This window comes from Bacillus sp. 166amftsu (assembly GCF_900107445.1).
GTDB classification, from domain to species: domain Bacteria; phylum Bacillota; class Bacilli; order Bacillales; family Bacillaceae_G; genus Bacillus_A; species Bacillus_A arachidis.
In genome coordinates this window covers 447917-467922 of the sequence record NZ_FNQA01000001.1, presented here as the reverse complement: position 1 = coordinate 467922, position 20006 = coordinate 447917, and the positions used below count along the sequence as shown (strand labels likewise).

Sequence of the window (20006 nt, the reverse complement as noted above, 5' to 3'; positions counted from 1 at the left end):
GTATGGTGGGGATATAATAATGGAATTATAAGCTAGAAGCACGGCGAGAGCGTTCGATTGGAAATGGAATGATCTGAGCCATATGATTGCGACTAAATTGCTTTGTACGAGCGTGACGTAATATATATAATGCAAAGAGAATAGCGACAGGAATAGCACCGTACAAACCAAAAAGTAAAGCGCTTACAGAGGATGCTACAAAACCGAAGATACCAATCTCTAATTCCTCCATAATTGCCCCGAGAATAGCAGGAATAGCCCCACAAGTAACCCCAAGTATAAGTGCTATAATTAAATTCATGTTCTTCCCCCTCTTTTTGCAGTTTTTTCACTTCATTTTCTATTATTTGTATTATATCACAATTTAAACAGAATTTTCAGAAAAAATTCAAAAAATGTTCAAAAAATGTTCAAATTTTATTGAGAAACATACTTGATAAAGTGAAAAATAAAAAAACGAGGTAGACATCATTCATCTTTAATGATGAATTTACATCCATCAGGAGATATTACAAAGCAAGAGAAAATAAAAAAGCAGGCTTATTTCATATTTGTGAAATAAGCCTGTTCCATAGGAGGATGTATATATGTAGAGTGAATAAAAGGATGGAAAAGGGGATCCAGTACCTTTTATTCAACTAACTACCTTAGTAAATAGGAACCCAGCCTTCCGTTGTAACAAAAATACGAATGGCTACAACTTGGCGATCATCTTGTAAAGTAAAATAGTGTCTTGTATTTTCAGGTACAGAGATTAAATCACCAGGCTCAAGCTCAACATCGAAGAAACGATCATCTTTACCCTGGATGGCAAAAATACCATGCCCACTGACAATAAAGCGTACCTCATCGTCAGTATGATGATGCTCTTGTTTAAAGTTAATTAATAACTCATCAAGGCTAGGCGTTGCATTTGATAGGCAAATAACATCTTGTGCTTTATAGCCTCGACGTTCTGAAACATCAGCAATTTCATTGGAGAATACTGTTAAAACCTCTTTTTTGTTTTCATCAGTTAAGGAGTAATTTTCTTCTAAATGAGCAGGAAGTTTTGAAATATCCCATTTCTCATATAAAACGCCTTCTCCTTGTAAAAATTGCTGCACTTCCACTTCATTTTCAATACGGGTATTTATTTCATGAATACGAATTTGCGCCATAGGAAACGCCTCCTTGAATTGATAATAGTTTTATATGAAATTGGAATAAAAACTCATATGCTTCTAGTCTTTTCTTTGCGTCAAAGCTATCTTTTCCCCAAACTGTAATACCATGGTTGCGAATTAGTATGGCTCCAGCGTCACCATGAATATGTTTTCGGAAATCTTCTCCCAACGTTGGAATATGAGCATGATTTTCAATAATCGGAATTTTGATAGAGGCCCCTTCTTCCCATATATTAAGAGCTTTAATGATTTCTTGATTAGAAAATGAAACTTCTTTGTTGTATACGTTTGTAATTACATTGTTATCAATTGTATGGACATGTAAGACACATCCAGCTTCTGTATGATTGTAAATATGAGTATGCAGCAATGTTTCTGCTGAAGGACGTAAATCGGTTTCTAAAACAGCCTTTCCAGTATGATCAACTAATAGAAAATCATCAGGTGTAGTTTTCGTTTTATCTCTTCCACTTGCTGTAATAAGAAAGGTAGTTGGAGCATTGTTTACTTTTATTGAAATGTTTCCGCTTGTAGCAGGAAACCAGTTACGATCCGTTAATTCTTTCTTTAGTTTACTCAATTCTTCCCATTGGCGAAAAAGTTGTTTCATTTTATCACCTCCAACAATTGCTTAATTTCTATCTGTATGTCATAAAACGTTTCAAATGCCGTATAGGAAATTTGATATTCTCGGCATTTTGTAATGAGAAAATCACGAGCGAATACTTTATCAGCAAGTTTCGCAGCTTGTAAATCTGTAATTGAATCTCCAATTACAATATTAAAATCACCGTTTGAACTTAATTGATGAATCAGTGTCGATTTACACAGACCGCATTTGTTTTTACAATCTTCATCACACGGATGGGGCCAGTTTACCTGAATTGTTTCCCCCGAAAAATCAGTCGTATTACAATAAATATGATCTGGGTTGATTAATCCTTTGAGAAGAGGGTAGACGAAAAAATCCATTCCTCCGGATATAATATGAAGTGAAATCTGATTTATTTGGACAAACTGTGCAAACTCTGAGAATCCAGCTCGAATCACCGCTGTTTCTTTTATAAAAGTAGTGATGTCATTTTGTAAGCTTGTAGGTAAAAGGGAAAACATCTCTCCAACACCTTCTTGAATAGAAAGTTCTTGTGATAGAATTTTTTGTTTAATCGTTTCAGCTTCTGGTGGAGCGAATTTCTCCATAATAGCAACGATATTATCATTGTTCGTAATCGTACCATCGAAGTCACAAAAAATTTGAAGACTCATAGTGTCACCTTGTGAGATGGATTTCCCCATAATTGCAGTGCAACATGTAAATCAGTGTTACCTGCTTCATGCAATGGTGTTCCTTGCAAAGTAGCATCAATCGCTGCTCGAAATGCTTTTCCACCGCCTTGTGCCCCAGCTGGATGACCATGAATACCACCACCTGCATTAATGACAACATCCTTGCCAAAATCACTAAGGATAAATGGAACAAAACCAGGGTGAATACCGGCCGATGGAACAGGGAAGCTTCGTTTTAAAGACGGATCTTTTTCAATTAGTTCATTTGTAATAAGAAGAGCTTCTTTTTTTTCTAATGCAACACTGCCGTATGATGATGGAAATAAAGAGAAATCTGCACCAGCATAACGAAGCAGCTTTCCGAGTAGTAATGGATAAGAGAATCCATATAATTCCGATGAAGCGTATGCGCCGCTTACAGCAGGATGTGCCATAATTGGAATAGGTATATCATCGTCCTCAGCAAGTGATTGCAGTACATCTAATCCATATGAGAATACATTGAATAGAAGAATATCTGCACCGGCTGAGGCAGCGCGTTTTGCATTTTCTTTAAGATCATAGGTACGACCTGTTAAATTTACTGCATATAAAGTCTTATGACCGTATGTTTCGTATACGGACTGTAATACTTCTTTTCCAGCAGAAATTCGTTTTGTGAGCGGTGTTAATAAGTTTTCAAATAAGATTTCATCATCTTTTACAATATCTACACCGCCAATTGCTTGATCGCGCAGTTGGGTTTTTAAATATCCTATATTGCGACCGATCATTCCCTTGAAAATACTCATCAGAAGTGGACGGTCGTGAATATGTAAGAGATTTCGTATTCCCTCAATGCCAAATTTAGGACCAGGGAAATGTTCTTTTAAGTCATCTGAAATTGTTAAATCAATTAGTTTAACTTCGCCATCTAGCGATAATTTTCCAAATGCTGTTGTTAAAATAGCCGGTAAATCCGGGCTGAAATTTACTGATGGATAATGAATTTTAATGAGTCCACGTATTACTTTTTTTCCAAGATACGTATTTACACGCTCTTGCTCTTCCAACTCTTCGACATGAATGACGTTGCCTTTATGTTGTTTTAATTGTTCTTGTAATAAGTGTGGCAGATGAGTCCATGAACCAATTGTCAAACCGAGAGCGATTTGCTCTGCTTTTTGGTTTAAATGAAGAGAATCATCATGGATTAAATAGGTTGCTGTTATTCCGCTCATTTTCATAACCTCCTAGTTAAATAAAAAAAACTCTCAGCTAAGGAGAGGTTTTTTTACAACCAGCTCCTTATCTGTCAGCGTAACGCTGCGAGAATTAGCACCGTGCCTACAATTGTAGATCGGTTGCCGGGTTTCGTCGGGCTCGTCCCTCCACCTGCTCTTGATAAGAAGTATTTTGAAATGTTTTAATTTTTACGATATCTGAATTTTGACAGAGTTTTTTTACGATGTCAACGGTTTTTTGAAAATTTTCAATTTATCGATTCGTTGAATAGCTTCCTGTAGTCGCTCTTCTGTATGTAATAATCCAACACGAACGTAGCCTTCGCCATGTTTCCCGAACCCAACTCCAGGTGCAACTGCTACGTGCGCTTGTTCTAACAATAAGTCAGTAAATTGTTCCGATGTATAACCATTAGGAACGGGAAGCCATGCGAAAAATGATCCATTTGGTGCGAGAACATCCCAGCCAATCGAACAACAAGCTGTAATAAGTGTATTTCTTCGTGATTCATAGCGTTCAACAAGTTCATTCACACAAGTTTGTGAACTTAATAGCGCCTCACAAGCTGCCTCTTGTACAGCACCAAAAATGCTGACGTACATATGGTCTTGCAATACATTGATTGTTTCAATGACACTTTCGTTACCGATAGCAAAGGCGATTCGCCAACCAGCCATATTAAATGTTTTTGACAATGTATAAATCTCAATGCCAACATCTTTTGCACCGTTTGCTTGTAAGAAGCTCGTTGGTTTGTTGCCGTCAAAGCCAATTGCACCATAAGCAAAATCATGCACGACTAAAATATCGTGTTTATTGGCAAAGGAAATTGTTTCTTCAAAAAACTCTCTTGATGCAATAGCACCAGTCGGGTTATTAGGGTAGTTTAAAAACATTAATTTTGATTGTTTGGCAATAGATTCATCAATTTTTGCATAGTCTGGTAAAAAATTATTTTCTGCTAATAATGGCATTGTTTCAAAGTTTGCTTTTGCTAAAGCGACACCTGATAAATAGTCAGGGTATCCTGGATCGGGTACCAGAATTGTATCATCCGGGTTTGTGAAACAAAGCGGTAATTCAACAAGCCCTGCTTTTCCACCAAATAAAATAGCTACTTCTGTTTTAGGGTTTACTTTGACTCCGTATTCACGTTCATAGAACGCCGCAAAGGCTTTTTTTAAGCTTTCATGCCCGCGAAATGGTGGATACTTATGGTGAACTGTTTTTTCTGCTGCATGTTGTAAAGCTGTTACGATATGCGGCGGTGTTGGTTGATCTGGATTGCCTTGTCCTAGATTGATAACATCATGACCTGCTTCCACCACTTTGTTAACTTTTGCAACAAGTGAAGCGAAAAACTGTGTTGGTAAGGATGTTACAACCCTGGAAGGTTGAAAATGTTTCATACTTTCCACCTCTTTTGAAAATTGTTACAATTCTAGTGACAAATAATATAGCCTTTCCAAGTTTTTGTAAAGGGAAAATTGAAAATGAGGTGGATAAAATGAAAATCGCATGTATTCAAATGGATATTGCTTTTGGTGATGTAAAAATAAATATTGGAAATGCAAAGAAAAAAATAGAAGAAGCGATGCAAGGAACACCAGATATTATCGTATTACCTGAACTTTGGACGACTGGTTATGATTTAGAAAGGCTTCCGGAAATTGCAGATGGAGATGGGATCCAAACAAAACAGATTCTTTCAGAATGGGCACAGAAATATGATGTAAATATTGTCGGTGGTTCCATTGCGAAGCAAACAGAGCACGGTGTTACAAATACGATGTATATAGTGAATCGTGAGGGGAGACTGCAAAATGAGTATAGCAAGGTCCATTTGTTCCAGTTGATGAATGAACATAACTATTTAATAGGGGGGAGTGAAACAGGAGAATTTACATTGGATGGTGTACAGTGTGGTGGTGTGATTTGTTATGATATTCGTTTTCCAGAATGGATGCGTGTTTATACTGTAAGAGGGGTAAATGTGTTATTTGTTGTAGCAGAATGGCCGCTTGTTCGCTTAGCTCATTGGCGTTTACTCCTTCAAGCAAGAGCGGTTGAAAATCAATGTTATGTGGTTGCGTGTAATAGAGCAGGAGAGGATCCACATAATGTGTTTGCTGGACATTCTCTTATTGTTGATCCATGGGGGGAAATTGTAGTAGAAGCAGGAGAAGAAGAATCAATTTTGCATGGGAAGCTAAACTTAGAAAAAGTTAAAGAAGTGCGTAAGGGAATTCCTGTATTTGCCGATCGACGTCCAGAATTATATAAATAAAAATATTGACAAATGATTTTTATTCTTGTTATAGTCTGTAGCAGAAAGTTAAAAATTCAAATAAATCATGCAACTCTTATCAAGAGCAGGTGGAGGGATTTGGCCCGATGAAACCCAGCAACCGACCGTAATACCATTGCGAGATGGGGCGCTTATGCGCCAAAAAGGCACGGTGCTAATTCCAGCAGAAAGAATAGCTTTCTGACAGATAAGAGGGGAGAAGATAAACTTCAAACCTCTTTCTTCATGGGAAGAGGTTTTTCTTATGATGAAAAGCCTCTGCATTAAAAAAGGGGGATAAGAAAATGGGATATCGTTCATTAACAATAGAAACAGCAGCTCAGTATGTAAAAGAGCATGGATACTTTAGGACAGACGCAAAGCTAACTTGTCATGAAATAGGAGATGGGAACTTGAATTATGTATTCAGGGTCCATGATGGAGAAAGCGGCCTTATCGTAAAACAGGCTCTTCCATATGCAAAAGTCGTTGGAGAAAGCTGGCCACTTTCGGTAAGAAGGGCCACGATTGAAAGTCAAGCATTGCAAGTTTTTGCAAAATACGTACCAGAATATGTACCAAAAGTATATGGTCATGATGAAGAATTAGCTGTGACAGTAATGGAGGATTTATCGGCTTTTACAATTACTCGTAAAGGATTGGTTGAAGGGGAAGAATATCCGCTTTTATCTCAGCATATTGGGCGCTTCTTAGCACATGTTTTGTTTTATACGTCAGATTTTGGCCTACTAGCAGAAGAGAAAAGGGTGTTAGACGGAAAGTTTGTAAATCCTGATCTTTGTAAAATTACAGAAGATCTTGTGTTTACAGATCCGTTTGGAAACTATGAAACAAACGATTATGAGAAAGAATTGCAACCTGTCTTAGATGAACTTTGGTGTGATAAGAAATTAAAATTACAGGTAGCACAGTATAAATATAAATTTTTAACGAGAAAAGAAGCGTTAATTCATGGTGATTTACATACAGGTAGTATTTTTTCATCATCTTCTGAAACGAAGGTAATTGATCCGGAGTTTGCAACATTTGGACCTCTTGGATTTGACCTTGGTCAATTTATTGCAAATTTATTGTTGAATGCACTAGCAAGGGAAGACGAGAAACGAGATATTTTATTCTATCATATTGAAAAAACATGGAGTAATTTTGTAGAAGTATTCACGAAGCTATGGCTATTAGAAGGGATAGAACCGTATACAAAGGAGAAACAATGGCTTGCGATTGTGCTACAAAATATTTTTGCTGACGCAGTTGGATTTGCTGGTTGTGAAATCATTCGTCGAACAATTGGATTAGCACATGTAGTAGATTTAGATGGGATTAAGAATAAAAGTCGAAGAATTCAAGCAAAAAAACAAGCGTTATACTTAGGAAGAGAATTACTATTACATGAAGCAACAAATGCAGATGTTCGTGTGTTTCAAACAATATTTCGATATATTGTTTCTGGAGAGGAGGCAAGAGTATGAGCACAACAGTTGCTGTTCCGCGTTCTGTAAGTTGGAAGGGAGATTCTATTACTTTATTAAATCAAACGAGATTACCACATGTTGTAGAATATAAAACATTGAATAGTATTGAAGATGTATGGAAAAGTATCGTTATGTTAGAAGTACGCGGGGCACCTGCAATTGGTATTACAGCTGCTTTTGGTTTAGCGCTTGCAGCAAAAAAATATAATGCTATGAATATCACTGAGTTTAAAAAATTTTTCAAACGCGATTGTGATTATTTAGCAACCGCACGTCCGACAGCTGTTAATTTATTTTGGGCAATTGATCGTATGAGTAGCTCTATTAAGGAAGCAACAACAATTAAAGAATCGAGAAAAATGTTGGAAGAGGAAGCACTTAAAATTCAGCAAGAAGATGAAAATGTGTGCCGTAGTATTGGGGAACATGCTTTAACTAGATTTAAAGATGGAGATCATATTTTAACGATTTGTAACGCTGGAAGTATTGCTACGGCTCGTTATGGAACAGCACTAGCTCCGTTTTATATTGGAAAGGAGCGTGGGATAAGCTTACATGCTTATGCATGTGAGACAAGACCTGTCTTGCAAGGAGCGCGTCTTACTACATGGGAATTGCAACAAGCTGGTGTTGATGTAACACTCATTACAGACAATATGGCAGCTCATGTGATCCGAAGAAAACATATTACTGCTATAATTGTAGGGGCAGATCGAATTGTCGCGAACGGTGATACAGCAAATAAAATAGGAACCTTGAATTTAGCTATATTAGCAAAGTATTTTCATATTCCTTTCTATGTTGCTGCTCCACTTTCTACATTTGATATTACGAAGAAAACGGGTGCTGAAATTGTGATTGAAGAACGTGACGAATCTGAAGTTACAAAGATTTTTGGAAAACAAATTGCTCCAAAGGGCGTCAATGTTTATAATCCTGCATTTGATATAACTCCTCATGATCTTATTACGGGAATTATTACTGAAAAGGGAATTCTACAAGGGGATTATGCAGTAGAGATTGCTTTATTATTTGAAAAACAAGCTAATATATAGTAGCTTGTTTTTTTATTGCCAAATTTCCTTTCTTTTGCTTATTTATGTAAAAGAAAGGAGGGGAAGTAGATGGAGGAATGGATATCTATGATCGGTAATGTTGGATTTCCAATCGTTGTGACGTTATATTTACTGCATCGTATTGAAAGTAAATTAGATGGTGTAATTGTTGCAATTGAGAAATTACCACAACAGATGACAAGATATGAAGCTCCGCATGAAACGAAGTGAGGGAAAAGGCTTATGCTTTCAAGAAGCATAAGCCTTTTTTTGCAATCAAAAAAGAGCTACTGTGATGTATAGCCGCCATCTATAACAACAGCCTGACCAGTTACTCCTTTTGTTTTCTCACTTGCTAAAAATAAAGCATAACTAGCAATTTCTTCTACAGCTAGCAATCGTTTTTGTGGTACGAGTGGATAAATAACGTCTTCTAATACACGCTCTAGTGGAACATTTCTTGTTGCTGCTAAATCTTGGAGTTGGTTTCGAACCAGTGGTGTGTCCACATAACCTGGGCAGAGAGCATTTACTGTAATCCCATGGGTAGCTCCCTCTAACGCGGCAACCTTTGTTAAACCAATTACGCCGTGTTTCGCACTATTATAGGCAGCTTTCCCGGCAAATCCGACAAGTCCGTTAATAGAGGCAACATTAATAATCCGCCCATACTTTTGTTTTTTCATAATTGGAAAAGTATGTTTTATGGCAATGAACGGTGCGATCTGCATAATTTTAATAAGAAGTTCAAACTTGTCGGTTGGAAATTCTTCAATTGGTGAGACATGTTGCATACCAGCATTATTTATTAATACATCAAGTGAGCCGAATTTAGTAATAGTTTCAGAAATCGCTTCGGATATTTCTTGCTCAGATGTCACATCGCATCTTAGACCGATTGCCTCATATCCTTCCTTGCGTAACTGTTCAGCAGCTTCTTTTGCACGATCTTCAAGACGATCACTAATCACCACTTTTGCTCCTTCTTTTGCAAATGCATTTCCCATTTCATAACCAATACCACTTGCAGCACCTGTTAAAAAGACGACACGATTTGTAACCATGATGAGAGCACTCCTTTATATATAAGATTTACCTTATTGCTCTATTTAGAGGGAATGTAATGAAAATCCTGCAAAGATTTGGAAAAATATACTGAGCTATCTTGTTTTGCAAAATAGCTTTTGCTATACTATTTTGTAAAGCAAGATACTTATGCTTATCTATCTTGTAAAACAAGATAGAGGGAGGATTTGAATTATGTCGACAAGTCAAATGCTGAAAGGGATTTTAGAAGGCTGTCTCCTTGCAATTATTTCTGAAGGAGAGATATACGGATATGAAATGAGTGAAAAACTAGCTAAGTATGGTTTTACTATGGCAAGTGAAGGAAGTATTTATCCATTATTAATACGGATGCAAAAGGAAGGGCTAATTACGAGCGTAATGAAAGAATCTTCAACTGGTCCGAAGCGAAAATATTACACATTAACAGAAAAAGGTGAAGATGCACTTGATGAATTTATGGAACGCTGGGAAGTGATGCAAAGCAGTGTAGAACGTTTACTAAAAGGAAAGGGGAGAAGATGATAATGCACGTTTCTAAAGAAGGAGAAAAGTTTTTAATAGATATGAAAGTGTATTTGTTAACAAAAGGAATGAAGGAAGAAGATATAAATGCATTTTTAGAAGATGCAGAGCTTCATTTAATTGAAGGAGAGAAACGGGGGAAGAGGGTAAGGGATATTTTTGGAGATTCGCCGAAAGAGTATGCAGATGAATTGGCGAAAGAAATGGAGACAGATAAAGGAGGGAGTATAAGGAGCATTCTGGGGATGATGATTGGGGTTGGTGGATATTGGTTACTAACTAATATTTTGTTTAATAATCCAAATCATCAATTTGCATTAACAAATGTACAATTAATTGGATATCCAATCGTTTTAATGATTACTATTATTGGGACAATTATTGCATTTCGGATGTCGTCTTTCAAAAGCAAATTAAAAGAATTTGGGATTATTTATGCAATAGTGATGATTCCAATTGTATTACTAGTGTTATTAATGTTTGTTAATAAATGGTATGGAACTCCTGTCTTACAATTGTCTACTATGCAAAGCTATATACTAGCTGCAATTATCTTTTTACTACTTATTATTGGCGAAGTATATGCACTTGGCTGGATTGGAATCTTTGTGTTAATTGTTCCATTATCAATTATGTTTGCATTTAAAGAGTTAGGAAAACAAAATCCATACTGGGGAGTGATAGAAGTTTTACTTATGTATGCTAGTTTATATGGATTATTGAGGTGGTCTATGAAAATAGAAGAGCGAAAAAGTGTCAATTAGGGGTATAAGGAAAAAGGCTGCTTTGGGTACATGCGGAAATATCTCCAAAGAAATAGTATACAGGGGTCTTGAGTGAGAGCTGTTTTCTGTGCAGCCAATATATGATTTTAAACAGTAATAGTATTGTTACTGTTTTTTTGTGTGTAATAAAGGGCTTTGCAAAGCGAGATTTTTCTGTTCACTTGTTAATAAAGATTCAATGTGTACTTTGTCAGGACGAGGAACAATTGGATACATGAGATTACTTGAAGAAGGGTGGTGTTCAGATCCGTTTGGAGAATGCGGATCTGCATGGGTAAGCTTTCCGTTAATCCGCCTTGTAAATAAAATATGCCCCATTTCATGTGCAAGTGTATATATATTTTTCATAGGAGAAGCAGCGTTAGTAAGGATGATATAACCTGTAAGGATTTGGTTTATAACAAATGAATAGGCACATGCAATGACGGATTGTTCTTTAAAGTAATTACTTCCGATATAACAAATATAAATATCACAATCGGGAACTTCTGATGAACAGGTGTTAAAAAAGGAAGAAACTTTAGGCTGGTTTCGGACAGAATCCATATAGCTAATTTCACCATCATGAAATTTAAATGCTTCATTTAGTATAATGACATCTTTAATTTGAAATGAAATGGGGTGCCATATTGATTCAGCGATTGCTAAGTCTTTGGCGATACGGTGGTCTTTAATATCGGAGCCTGGGGCAATGCAAATACATATATTTACGTACGGATCCATTAGAAACACCTCAAATGGAAAATAGTTTATTAATATATTATGTGAAAGGAAACGATTGTGTATGGATATAATCCTTATAAATTAGGTGTATTTTGATGGGTTGGAATTGCTGGGAAAATATTGTATACAACGTGTTTTATCCTATGTTAACAGGAAGTAAGACTCTACCTAAAGAAATAAGGTGGGAGAACCGTTTGGAAAAGTCCGATTGATAATGAGTGATTAAAATTTTCTTTTGTGGATAGCTGTGTTTTTAACTGAGAAGATACAGATGAATGAATAATATGGATATAAGAATAAGCGGAAGAAGTCGGAAAATATTCATAGTTTAATTAAATTATATGTTATTCATTCTGATATAGTAAAAGAAAAGGGGGAGAATATATGTACACATTAAAAATTGTGTCAGATCGAGAAGCCGTTTATCAGTTTGCGAGTTATGTAAGAGTGGTACAAGGGGTAGAGGATGTATATGTGGAGGTTGGAGAAACTTTATATGAACATCCACTTATGAAATTTTATGTACATGTAATGATTAAAGAGACATATGAAAAGCAAAAGGCATTACAAGAAATCTCTCGATTAGTAGAATTAGGACGTTTTACATATGTTCATTATAGAAATGAAGAGATTGAAAAGGCATTTGAAGCAGTTAAATATGAAAGTTTTCGAAAATAAAAGTAATGAAAAGGGAGCGAATGCTCCCTTTTTTTGCTAGTAGGAATATTTTTTTCATCACACAAAAAAATAAGAAAGTTTGCTATGATAAGGAAGGATGAGGAAAGGAGAGGTTTGCAATGGGATATATTGAAGAATTAAGAAAATCAGTCGGTACAAGGCCGTTAATTCTTGTAGGATCGGCAGTAATTGTTTTAAATGAAAAACAAGAAGTATTGCTTCAATATCGTTCGGATACATATGATTGGGGTGTACCAGGTGGTGCAATGGAGTTAGGTGAAACAACGGAAGAAACGGCTCGGCGAGAGTTCTTTGAAGAAACAGGATTAGAAGTGAAGACGTTGCAATTTCTTGGTGTTCTTTCTGGGAAAGATGTATATTATCGCTATCCAAATGGGGATGAAATTTATAATGTGATTCATCTATACCAAGCGCATCATATAAGTGGTGAAATAGAGCTTGATGAAGAAAGTCTGGATCTTAAGTATTTTCCAGCTGAAAAATTACCTAATTTAAATAAAACAACAGAGAAAATTTTGCAAAAATTTTTATACGCATTGACCGAATAGAGAGGAAGATTCTCTCTATTTTTATTATATTAAATTTTTTGATTTTTCTGGTATGTTTGTAGTATGATAAATTTAGATATACATCTTATGTTATTCCATCCAAAAACTTACTAGGGTACATAAGAGAGGGGCAAGTGCAAGATGCATAATGTGGTCATTACAGCTGCAGTTCGTTCGCCAATTGGAACTTTTGGGGGAGCGCTAAAAAATGTAACACCAGTAGAATTAGTTGTTCCTGTACTTCAAGAAGCTGTTAAAAGAGGTGGAGTAGAACCTCATGAAGTGGATGAAGTCATTTTAGGACATTGTATTCAAAGAACAGATGAAGCAAATACAGCGCGAACAGCTGCATTAGCAGCAGGATTTCCAGAAACGGTTACAGGTTATACGATTCAGCGTCAATGTTCTTCAGGTATGCAAGCGATTATGTCAGCAGCAATGCAAATTCAGTTAGGTGTAAGTGAGGTTGTTATTGCGGGTGGAGTAGAAGCGATGAGCTCAAGTCCTTATGCATTAAAACAACACCGATGGGGACAGCGTCTTCAACATGGAGAGATTCGTGATACGGTGTGGGAAGTTTTAGAAGATCCAATCCACCATATTATGATGGGGGAAACAGCGGAAAATTTAGTTGAGCAATATGAAATTACAAGAGAGGAACAAGATGAAGTTGCGTTGCGTAGTCATCAATTAGCTCTTCAGGCAATTGAATCAGGTTATTTTGATGATCAAATTGTTCCTATTACAATAAAAGAGCGTAGAAAAGAAGTAGTATTTTCAAAAGATGAACATCCACGTGCAGATATTACAGCTGAAAAATTGGCGGGGTTAAAGCCAGCATTTCGTAAAGGTGGATCAGTAACTGCAGGGAATGCATCAGGTATTAATGATGGAAGTGCGGTTTTAGTATTAATGAGTGAAGAAAAGGCTAGGGAGAAAGGCTTACAACCATTAGCTAGAATCGTTGGTTATTCTGTAGCTGGGGTAGATCCGAAAATTATGGGGATTGGTCCAGCACCAGCAATTCGTAAAGGTTTAGAGAAAGTAAATTGGTTATTAGAAGATGCTGATTTATTAGAAATCAATGAAGCCTTTGCGGCACAATACTTAGCGGTTGAGAAGGAACTGGGCTTAAACCGTGAGAAAGTAAATGTCAACGGAAGTGGTGTTGGACTTGGGCATCCAATTGGTTGTACAGGTGCACGTATTACGGTAAGTTTAATTCACGAATTAAAAAGAAGAGGTTTAGAAAAGGGAATTGCATCCCTTTGTGTCGGTGGTGGCATTGGGGTAGCGTTATTTATAGAAGCACTATAAAAAAGAAGAGGCAGCTTGCTGCTTCTTCTTTTTTTGATATCAACGAGCAATATTATCTTTTGCTTTATGATTGGAACAAATGATGAAACAAGCGATCGCGATTCTCGAAAAAGAGTTTCATCGTTTGATAATGCTCAGTTTCCTCTAGGGTTGTTTCAGTGATTCCTTCTTGTGAGAACGAATATATACTCGACTCTGGATAGGCCATCAAAATAGGAGAGTGGGTAGCGATAATGAATTGTGCTCCTTGTTCTGCTAACTCGTGCATACGAATTAGCATAGAAAGCTGTCTCATTGGAGATAAAGCTGCTTCAGGCTCGTCTAAAATGTATAAGCTTTGTCCTGAAAAGCGATTCATAAATAAAGAAAAGAATGATTCACCATGAGATTGATCATGTAGGGATATACCTCCGTATGAATCGATGATCTTATTCCCTAAAGCTGCATCCTCATTTGTGTCAATCTTATCAATGTAAGAAGCAACGTTATAAAACGACTCCGCGCGTAGAAAGAATCCATCTTTTGGTGCAACAAAGCTTTTTGCTACTCGAATATATTTGTGTAAGGGTGAGTGCGAATCATGAGTAGCAAAACGAAAATTTTTTGTTCCACCTTCTGCATTAAACCCTAAAGCGATGGCTAAGGCTTCTAACAATGTAGATTTCCCAGTTCCGTTCTCTCCAATAATAAATGTGACATTAGGGTGGAAATCGAGTGATTGTAATGTTCGGATGGCAGGCAAACAATATGGATACACGGAAAAAGTAGGAATATGTTCTTTTTGTAAGGAGACGCTCTTTAGAAAGGTTGTATGTTCATTCAAACTATATACCTCAATCCGTTGAAGATTTTGTTTCTAATATAGAAGCAAATACAAGAGTCAGACAACTTGCAAATAAAATAACAAATTGTAAAGTAGAGAAACCTAACTCGCCCCAGTCATATGTGTTTCTATTTATAATAAAACTTAGTAAACTTGGAATATACTGTGCTATTTTTATATGTTTCCATAGAAAAAATACAAGTATGAGTGTCAACATCATGTCACTTAATTATTTCCTAAAAATTACATTTAGATTATATCATTTAAAGTATAGATATTCCAATGTCAAAATAAGTATTGCATATAAAGAATCGATATCGTTATGATAGAGGATGTCTTACATAGGAAGATTTTTTAGTTTCAGAAGGAAAGTAACATAGGCTGTATTTGCACATCTGACTGCTGTCATTCCCTTTTGCATGAAACCAAGATATGTTTCAGTGACAGCATTAGTATTAGGAAGCATGGCGCCCGATTTTGAATATGTTTTACATTTTCAGCCGAACGGTGTTATTGGACATATATGGTTAGGTTTTTTATTTGAACTTACTGCTTGGCGTGTTTACTGCTCATGCATTGTTAGACCTGTATTTTCAAATTTTACAAATCGGGAGTATAATAGTATCCAGAATTACAAGTGTTTTTTGGGGATATTCATTGTTTCAGCAGTATATAAAGTAAAGGAATAATCTAGTTAATTATGAATAAGAGCGTTAGGAGTAATAAGAAGATGAAAGTATGGAAAAGTATTTGTATTTTATGTAGTTCTATCGTTTTGCTCAGTGGATGTTTTCAAAAGGAAGAAAAAAAAGAGGTAAAGAAAGAAACTATTCCAGAAACAACTGAGTATGGTGGCAAGGAATTAAAGAAAGTTGGACAGGCTGTAAAAGAAAAAGGATGGGGTACATTTAAATTAGAACAACTAAAACATGTGAATCAAACATTTGAAGTACTTCCAATGAAAATTCATGTGCAAGATGTAAAAGTTATCGCATTATCACAAATGAGTCAAGATGCAAAAGATACATTGAAGGTATATACAGCATTAACTCCAGAGGAAGTGCAGCGTAGACTTGGAGATAAAGTTAATCGAGAAGATGCTGAGTTGTACGCTTCGTTAAGTGGAAAAGATATTGCAGATAAAGTGCGCTATGTGGAAATTACATATAAGGTAGAAAATAGCGGAGATAAAGACATGCAGTTTTTCTCTATAAATGATGTCACGATTAATGGAACACAGCAATTCAATGTCCCAAAACAAAACTTCTTATATGAAGAGGATACGCTTGTAGACACGAAAAATGTTACAAAAGAAGAGTATAAGCGAGGTGAAACAAGGGAAGGGATAATTGGATTAATACTCGATGATGAGAACAAAGAGATTACTCAAATCGCATTTACAACTGATGTTCTTGTATCGAATGAAACACATGACATTGTTGCAGAACCGCAAACATTTAACATCTCACTGTCTAAGTGAGATGTTTTTTGTATAGAAAATGAACAGGAAATTTGTCAAATCAAAGCGAATGTATTATAAAGTGCAAAGGGGGAAGAAAAATGGAAAAAAGATGTTACGAATGTGGTAGTAAAGAAATAGAAAAAGGAACGATAGCACCAGACCAAAAAAACTATCTTACTTTATTTGCACAAACAGTCGCTGAGGTAGAAATTTGTAAAAAATGCGGTACTGTTATCACGATAAAAGAGGAACATCCAAGTTATCAAAATCAACAAATGGACTGAAAAAGTATACCATTTTTGAAACAAACAGCCGTTTTTATGTGCTTGAGGACTGTTTGTTTTGTTCGTTTAAATAAGTTTCTATGGCTTGTAATTGTTCAGAAATTCGAAATGCTTCTTTTTGTTCCTGAAATTGCTTTTCATTATAAGGACCAAAGCGACGATTGTTGTTCATATCAATAATCCAATAATATTCGCTCTGCTTATTTGTAATACTAGATTCTGGGTTGTTTGGGTCAGATTTTTCTTCAATTTGTTTTGCAATAATATATATATCGTCCCAAGCAATTTCTACAATTTTAGCTGGGACATATTGTGTAGCATATACAGCATCTTGTGTTGGGAAAAGTTCAAATGCATTTTTGGAAGTTTTTACTAGTTCATATTCGTCATTGATGGTGTAAGCTGAATGGCTATTAGAGTTTGTTGTGCAACCAGTCAATAATATAATGGCGATTACGGTCATCAATCGCTTCAATATGAGGCCCTCCTTATAAAATGCTTGTTGTAAACACATTGTACAAGAAAAGGAAAAGAAACGCCAATATATGAGTTATTTACAATGGTTTTTAGAAATGGTACTATGAGACAGGTAAAGTAGGATACAAAGGAGTCGACATAAAATGAAGTTAAAGATGCATCGTCCAGCGGTGGTAATGAATCGCATAGGTGCTTCCATTATCGATATGTTTCTAATCTCGGTGATGTATGGGGCGGTTGTGGCAATTGTAACGGGAAATTATGGAGCCATTTTCAATCGCTTTAATATAAGCTTAGGTGATTATCGATATGATCTTGCGCTTGTTTTAATATTAATGGCTATATATTTTATTCTTGTTCCATTTATATGGAACGGTTGTACAATTGGCAAGAAAATAACAAGAATAAGACTTATATCATTAACAAGTGAAAAGTTAACAATTCAAACGATAACAATACGTTTCTTTGTATGGTTATTACCGAACATATTGCTACTTGGAATACCATCTATTTGTAATGTATACATGATGTTGTTCCGTCATGATAATTGTGGTTTCCATGATATAATTATGAAAACGAAAGTGATGAGTCTTGTTTAAAGAATAATAGAATAGAAAGATAAAGGATTATATTTTGTAGTTCTTCCTTTTTGAGTGACAATATGTTATTCAAAAAGGAAGAAATTTAGGAGATGTAAAAAAATTCTATACACTTTTAAATTTTTACAAAATTCGATGAATTTAATTGATATAATGGAGTTCATATAGGGCGGACATCTCCTATATAGTACCCTCCATATTGATGTAGGATATGTTAGAAAGTAAGCGAAGGCAAACTTTTTAACATATTCTATTTTTTTGTACATTAGATTGAAAATTAAGAAAATGATATAATAAATGGAACAATCATGTTATATAACAAAGGGGTGATCAAAATGACGGGCAGTAGCTTGCTTTTTTGGGTGATACTTATTTTTATCGGTCTAGCTTTTGATCAATATAACAGTAAGAAAAAAGAGAAAACAAAAAGGTGAACGCATACAAGTTGTAATGACGATGAAGCTTGCAGGAAAAGTTGCCGTTGTAACTGGCGGTGGCATCGGTATTGGACGTAGTACAGCTCTTTTGTTGGCAGAACAAGGTGCAAAAGTAATTGTGACGGATATTGATCAGGAAAATGGACAAGCAACAGCGGAGAAAATTGTAGAATTAGGTGGAGAGGCGCTTTTTGTAACCCATGATATGGCGAAACAAAGAGATCGGCAACGTGTTATCGAAGTGGCTATTGACGCTTATAATCGTATTGATGTGCTCTTTAACAATGCTGGATTATATAAAATAGATTCTAATTTTTCACGTCAACAAGAGAACGATTCCAATATACTTTGTATTAATGACGTTTGGATAGAAATAAAGCAATTGACGTCATCTTTTATGAAACAGCAAGAAGAAGTAACACTAACTAATTTACCTGTTTTTGGTATTTTAAGTGCGGAAAAACGGTCATTTTATGCAGCAGGAACCCTAATATAATAATAGAAAACCGCCCCAAAAATATATGCGGACGGTTTTCTTGTATCTGTTTGAGGTGAAGAAAAGCGATATTTTAGCGAATACGTTTTTCTGTTTTACTATCAAAGAAATGTGCCTTATTCATATCGAATGCAAGTTTGATTTGATCACCATGTGTAAAGGTATGTCTTGCATCAACACGGGCTGCAAAATCTTGATTTCCAAGTTTCATATATAAAATAGATTCTGCACCTAATAGTTCGGCAACTACAATTTGAGTTGTAAATGTTGTGCCTTGTGAAGCCTCTAAAAATAGAAGTTCATCATGGATATCTTCTGGACGTATTCCTAAGACAATTTCTTGATTCACATAGCCTTGTTCACGTAATAATTTCATTTTGCCTTCAGATACTTTGATAGTTATTTTATCATCTATAACAAAGTCTTGTTCTGTTAATTTACCACGGAAGAAATTCATTGCAGGTGAGCCGATAAATCCACCAACGAAAATGTTTTCAGGTGTTTCATATACTTCTTTTGGTGAACCTATTTGCTGGATTTTTCCATCTTTCATAACGACAAGGCGTGAAGCCATTGTCATCGCTTCTGTTTGATCATGTGTTACATAAATTGTTGTTGTTCCAAGCCTTTGATGTAGTTTAGAAATTTCTGAGCGCATTGCTACACGTAATTTTGCATCTAGATTTGATAACGGCTCGTCCATTAAGAAAACTTTTGCGTCACGGACAATCGCACGACCTAACGCAACACGTTGACGCTGTCCGCCAGATAATGCTTTTGGTTTTCGGTTTAAATACTCCGAAAGCCCTAAAATTTGCGCTGCGTCTTTTACACGGCGATCAATTTCGTCTTTTGGGATTTTACGAAGCTTTAATCCAAATGCCATGTTATCGTAAACGCTCATATGTGGATAGAGAGCGTAGTTTTGAAAGACCATTGCGATATCGCGATCTTTGGGAGGAATATCATTCATTACTTTACCATCAATAGAAAATTCCCCTTTTGAAATATCTTCAAGTCCAGCTACCATTCGTAATGTCGTCGATTTTCCACATCCGGATGGACCAACGAAAACAATGAACTCTTTATCTTGAATGTGTAAATTGAAGTTTGTTACTGCTGTTACGTTATTGTCATAAATTTTATAAATATTTTCTAACTTTAGTTCTGCCATGACTTTTCCTCCTAGAAAAATTATGCAAACGTTTTCTTTGAATTTATTATAAACGAATGTTTTTGAAAAATAAATAAAAA

The 20006-nt window shown here is 35.8% G+C and carries 24 protein-coding genes, 1 pseudogene and 2 riboswitches; of the genes and pseudogenes, 14 read left to right on the top strand and 11 right to left on the bottom strand.

All coding sequences use genetic code 11. From position 1 onward, the window contains the following. Window positions 1–25: 25 nt before the first annotated feature. The 6 genes from BLV40_RS02630 to BLV40_RS02605 form a co-directional block, all read right to left on the bottom strand. Entirely contained in the window at window positions 26–301 is a 276-nt protein-coding gene (locus tag BLV40_RS02630) for a hypothetical protein (protein ID WP_026590122.1), read from the bottom strand. Window positions 302–647: 346 nt separating this feature from the next. Continuing rightward, window positions 648–1160, bottom strand: coding sequence for a cupin domain-containing protein (locus BLV40_RS02625; RefSeq protein ID WP_026590123.1), 513 nt, complete (start codon window positions 1158–1160; stop codon window positions 648–650). Then, entirely contained in the window at window positions 1138–1776 is a 639-nt protein-coding gene (locus BLV40_RS02620) for a methylthioribulose 1-phosphate dehydratase (RefSeq protein WP_090687347.1), read from the bottom strand. Before BLV40_RS02620 ends, BLV40_RS02625 begins: the two co-directional genes overlap by 23 nt. Then, window positions 1773–2432, bottom strand: a complete 660-nt coding sequence (locus tag BLV40_RS02615) for a 2-hydroxy-3-keto-5-methylthiopentenyl-1-phosphate phosphatase (protein ID WP_090687345.1) — start codon at window positions 2430–2432, stop codon at window positions 1773–1775. Before BLV40_RS02615 ends, BLV40_RS02620 begins: the two co-directional genes overlap by 4 nt. After that, on the bottom strand, window positions 2429–3673 hold the full coding sequence (mtnW, locus tag BLV40_RS02610) for a 2,3-diketo-5-methylthiopentyl-1-phosphate enolase (RefSeq protein ID WP_090687344.1): 1245 nt from the start codon (window positions 3671–3673) through the stop codon (window positions 2429–2431). Before mtnW ends, BLV40_RS02615 begins: the two co-directional genes overlap by 4 nt. A 64-nt stretch (window positions 3674–3737) precedes the next feature. Beyond that, a riboswitch (SAM riboswitch) is annotated at window positions 3738–3843 on the bottom strand. A gap of 52 nt (window positions 3844–3895) precedes the next feature. Further along, window positions 3896–5086 (bottom strand): pyridoxal phosphate-dependent aminotransferase, encoded by a 1191-nt coding sequence (locus BLV40_RS02605; protein WP_090687342.1) that lies wholly within the window; start codon window positions 5084–5086, stop codon window positions 3896–3898. A gap of 14 nt (window positions 5087–5100) precedes the next feature. Between BLV40_RS02605 and BLV40_RS02600 the strand changes: the two genes are divergently transcribed. The 4 genes from BLV40_RS02600 to BLV40_RS02585 all read left to right on the top strand — a co-directional run bounded on the left by BLV40_RS02600 (window position 5101) and on the right by BLV40_RS02585 (window position 8743). Beyond that, entirely contained in the window at window positions 5101–5964 is an 864-nt protein-coding gene (locus BLV40_RS02600; RefSeq protein ID WP_139265489.1) for a carbon-nitrogen family hydrolase, read from the top strand. Window positions 5965–6037: 73 nt separating this feature from the next. Then, a riboswitch (SAM riboswitch) is annotated at window positions 6038–6179 on the top strand. A 90-nt stretch (window positions 6180–6269) separates the two neighbouring features. Then, complete coding sequence (gene mtnK / locus BLV40_RS02595) at window positions 6270–7454, top strand: S-methyl-5-thioribose kinase (protein WP_026590129.1); 1185 nt, start codon at window positions 6270–6272, stop codon at window positions 7452–7454. Next, window positions 7451–8512 (top strand): S-methyl-5-thioribose-1-phosphate isomerase, encoded by a 1062-nt coding sequence (gene mtnA / locus BLV40_RS02590; protein WP_090687340.1) that lies wholly within the window; start codon window positions 7451–7453, stop codon window positions 8510–8512. Before mtnK ends, mtnA begins: the two co-directional genes overlap by 4 nt. 69 nt (window positions 8513–8581) lie before the next feature. After that, window positions 8582–8743 carry a YvrJ family protein gene (locus BLV40_RS02585; protein WP_017151057.1) on the top strand — a complete coding sequence of 54 codons (162 nt, stop codon included), beginning with the start codon at window positions 8582–8584 and terminating at the stop codon, window positions 8741–8743. A gap of 56 nt (window positions 8744–8799) precedes the next feature. Here BLV40_RS02585 and BLV40_RS02580 read toward each other — a convergent pair whose 3' ends face one another. Continuing rightward, window positions 8800–9576 carry a 3-hydroxybutyrate dehydrogenase gene (locus BLV40_RS02580; protein ID WP_026590131.1) on the bottom strand — a complete coding sequence of 259 codons (777 nt, stop codon included), beginning with the start codon at window positions 9574–9576 and terminating at the stop codon, window positions 8800–8802. A 196-nt stretch (window positions 9577–9772) separates the two neighbouring features. On the opposite strand from BLV40_RS02580, the gene BLV40_RS02575 reads away from it, so the two are divergent. Then, window positions 9773–10102, top strand: a complete 330-nt coding sequence (locus BLV40_RS02575) for a PadR family transcriptional regulator (RefSeq protein WP_026590132.1) — start codon at window positions 9773–9775, stop codon at window positions 10100–10102. A gap of 2 nt (window positions 10103–10104) precedes the next feature. Further along, window positions 10105–10866, top strand: a complete 762-nt coding sequence (locus BLV40_RS02570; protein ID WP_090687339.1) for a DUF1129 domain-containing protein — start codon at window positions 10105–10107, stop codon at window positions 10864–10866. Window positions 10867–10992: 126 nt separating this feature from the next. Here the strand turns inward: BLV40_RS02570 and BLV40_RS02565 are convergent, their stop codons facing one another. Beyond that, on the bottom strand, window positions 10993–11610 hold the full coding sequence (locus BLV40_RS02565; RefSeq protein WP_026590134.1) for an ImmA/IrrE family metallo-endopeptidase: 618 nt from the start codon (window positions 11608–11610) through the stop codon (window positions 10993–10995). Window positions 11611–11994: 384 nt separating this feature from the next. Here BLV40_RS02565 and BLV40_RS02560 point away from each other — a divergent pair, with 384 nt between their 5' ends. The 3 genes from BLV40_RS02560 (at window position 11995) to BLV40_RS02550 (ending at window position 14174) form a co-directional block, all read left to right on the top strand. Beyond that, window positions 11995–12288, top strand: a complete 294-nt coding sequence (locus BLV40_RS02560) for a DUF3928 family protein (RefSeq protein ID WP_026590135.1) — start codon at window positions 11995–11997, stop codon at window positions 12286–12288. Window positions 12289–12407: 119 nt separating this feature from the next. Continuing rightward, window positions 12408–12857, top strand: coding sequence for an NUDIX hydrolase (locus BLV40_RS02555; RefSeq protein WP_026590136.1), 450 nt, complete (start codon window positions 12408–12410; stop codon window positions 12855–12857). 141 nt (window positions 12858–12998) lie between these two features. Further along, on the top strand, window positions 12999–14174 hold the full coding sequence (locus tag BLV40_RS02550) for an acetyl-CoA C-acetyltransferase (RefSeq protein WP_090687337.1): 1176 nt from the start codon (window positions 12999–13001) through the stop codon (window positions 14172–14174). Window positions 14175–14238: 64 nt separating this feature from the next. Here BLV40_RS02550 and BLV40_RS02545 read toward each other — a convergent pair whose 3' ends face one another. Further along, window positions 14239–14997 carry an AAA family ATPase gene (locus BLV40_RS02545; RefSeq protein ID WP_090687335.1) on the bottom strand — a complete coding sequence of 253 codons (759 nt, stop codon included), beginning with the start codon at window positions 14995–14997 and terminating at the stop codon, window positions 14239–14241. Window positions 14998–15416: 419 nt separating this feature from the next. Here BLV40_RS02545 and BLV40_RS29045 point away from each other — a divergent pair. The 3 genes and pseudogenes from BLV40_RS29045 to BLV40_RS02525 form a co-directional block, all read left to right on the top strand. After that, a pseudogene (locus tag BLV40_RS29045) lies at window positions 15417–15539 on the top strand (DUF4184 family protein); the annotation flags it as partial. 188 nt (window positions 15540–15727) lie between these two features. Further along, on the top strand, window positions 15728–16477 hold the full coding sequence (locus BLV40_RS02530) for a hypothetical protein (protein WP_026590139.1): 750 nt from the start codon (window positions 15728–15730) through the stop codon (window positions 16475–16477). An 80-nt stretch (window positions 16478–16557) separates the two neighbouring features. Next, a complete protein-coding gene (locus tag BLV40_RS02525) occupies window positions 16558–16743 on the top strand; it encodes a hypothetical protein (RefSeq protein WP_026590140.1) in 186 nt (61 codons plus the stop codon). Window positions 16744–16777: 34 nt separating this feature from the next. Here the strand turns inward: BLV40_RS02525 and BLV40_RS02520 are convergent, their stop codons facing one another. Then, on the bottom strand, window positions 16778–17218 hold the full coding sequence (locus BLV40_RS02520; protein ID WP_090687329.1) for a DUF3997 domain-containing protein: 441 nt from the start codon (window positions 17216–17218) through the stop codon (window positions 16778–16780). Window positions 17219–17363: 145 nt separating this feature from the next. Here BLV40_RS02520 and BLV40_RS02515 point away from each other — a divergent pair, with 145 nt between their 5' ends. Continuing rightward, the gene (locus BLV40_RS02515) at window positions 17364–17819 is read left to right on the top strand and encodes an RDD family protein (RefSeq protein ID WP_090687328.1); all 456 of its coding nucleotides are present in this window, start codon (window positions 17364–17366) and stop codon (window positions 17817–17819) included. 456 nt (window positions 17820–18275) lie between these two features. After that, window positions 18276–18752, top strand: a complete 477-nt coding sequence (locus BLV40_RS02505; protein ID WP_244525339.1) for an SDR family NAD(P)-dependent oxidoreductase — start codon at window positions 18276–18278, stop codon at window positions 18750–18752. Between the two features lie 73 nt (window positions 18753–18825). Here the strand turns inward: BLV40_RS02505 and ugpC are convergent, their stop codons facing one another. Continuing rightward, complete coding sequence (gene ugpC, locus BLV40_RS02500; RefSeq protein ID WP_090687325.1) at window positions 18826–19926, bottom strand: ABC transporter ATP-binding protein; 1101 nt, start codon at window positions 19924–19926, stop codon at window positions 18826–18828. Window positions 19927–20006: the final 80 nt, after the last annotated feature.

Coding starts and splice junctions, on each gene's coding strand:
- BLV40_RS02615 (WP_090687345.1), bottom strand. CDS start 2,432: ATGAGTCTTCAAATTTTTTGTGACTTCGATGGTACGATTACGAACAAT.
- BLV40_RS02605 (WP_090687342.1), bottom strand. CDS start 5,086: ATGAAACATTTTCAACCTTCCAGGGTTGTAACATCCTTACCAACACAG.
- mtnK (WP_026590129.1), top strand. CDS start 6,270: ATGGGATATCGTTCATTAACAATAGAAACAGCAGCTCAGTATGTAAAA.
- BLV40_RS02585 (WP_017151057.1), top strand. CDS start 8,582: ATGGAGGAATGGATATCTATGATCGGTAATGTTGGATTTCCAATCGTT.
- BLV40_RS02505 (WP_244525339.1), top strand. CDS start 18,276: ATGAAGCTTGCAGGAAAAGTTGCCGTTGTAACTGGCGGTGGCATCGGT.
- BLV40_RS02515 (WP_090687328.1), top strand. CDS start 17,364: ATGAAGTTAAAGATGCATCGTCCAGCGGTGGTAATGAATCGCATAGGT.
- ugpC (WP_090687325.1), bottom strand. CDS start 19,926: ATGGCAGAACTAAAGTTAGAAAATATTTATAAAATTTATGACAATAAC.
- BLV40_RS02565 (WP_026590134.1), bottom strand. CDS start 11,610: ATGGATCCGTACGTAAATATATGTATTTGCATTGCCCCAGGCTCCGAT.
- BLV40_RS02555 (WP_026590136.1), top strand. CDS start 12,408: ATGGGATATATTGAAGAATTAAGAAAATCAGTCGGTACAAGGCCGTTA.
- BLV40_RS02525 (WP_026590140.1), top strand. CDS start 16,558: ATGGAAAAAAGATGTTACGAATGTGGTAGTAAAGAAATAGAAAAAGGA.
- BLV40_RS02630 (WP_026590122.1), bottom strand. CDS start 301: ATGAATTTAATTATAGCACTTATACTTGGGGTTACTTGTGGGGCTATT.
- mtnW (WP_090687344.1), bottom strand. CDS start 3,673: ATGAGCGGAATAACAGCAACCTATTTAATCCATGATGATTCTCTTCAT.
- BLV40_RS02620 (WP_090687347.1), bottom strand. CDS start 1,776: ATGAAACAACTTTTTCGCCAATGGGAAGAATTGAGTAAACTAAAGAAA.
- BLV40_RS02560 (WP_026590135.1), top strand. CDS start 11,995: ATGTACACATTAAAAATTGTGTCAGATCGAGAAGCCGTTTATCAGTTT.
- BLV40_RS02580 (WP_026590131.1), bottom strand. CDS start 9,576: ATGGTTACAAATCGTGTCGTCTTTTTAACAGGTGCTGCAAGTGGTATT.
- BLV40_RS02625 (WP_026590123.1), bottom strand. CDS start 1,160: ATGGCGCAAATTCGTATTCATGAAATAAATACCCGTATTGAAAATGAA.
- BLV40_RS02530 (WP_026590139.1), top strand. CDS start 15,728: ATGAAAGTATGGAAAAGTATTTGTATTTTATGTAGTTCTATCGTTTTG.
- mtnA (WP_090687340.1), top strand. CDS start 7,451: ATGAGCACAACAGTTGCTGTTCCGCGTTCTGTAAGTTGGAAGGGAGAT.
- BLV40_RS02570 (WP_090687339.1), top strand. CDS start 10,105: ATGCACGTTTCTAAAGAAGGAGAAAAGTTTTTAATAGATATGAAAGTG.
- BLV40_RS02575 (WP_026590132.1), top strand. CDS start 9,773: ATGTCGACAAGTCAAATGCTGAAAGGGATTTTAGAAGGCTGTCTCCTT.
- BLV40_RS02550 (WP_090687337.1), top strand. CDS start 12,999: ATGCATAATGTGGTCATTACAGCTGCAGTTCGTTCGCCAATTGGAACT.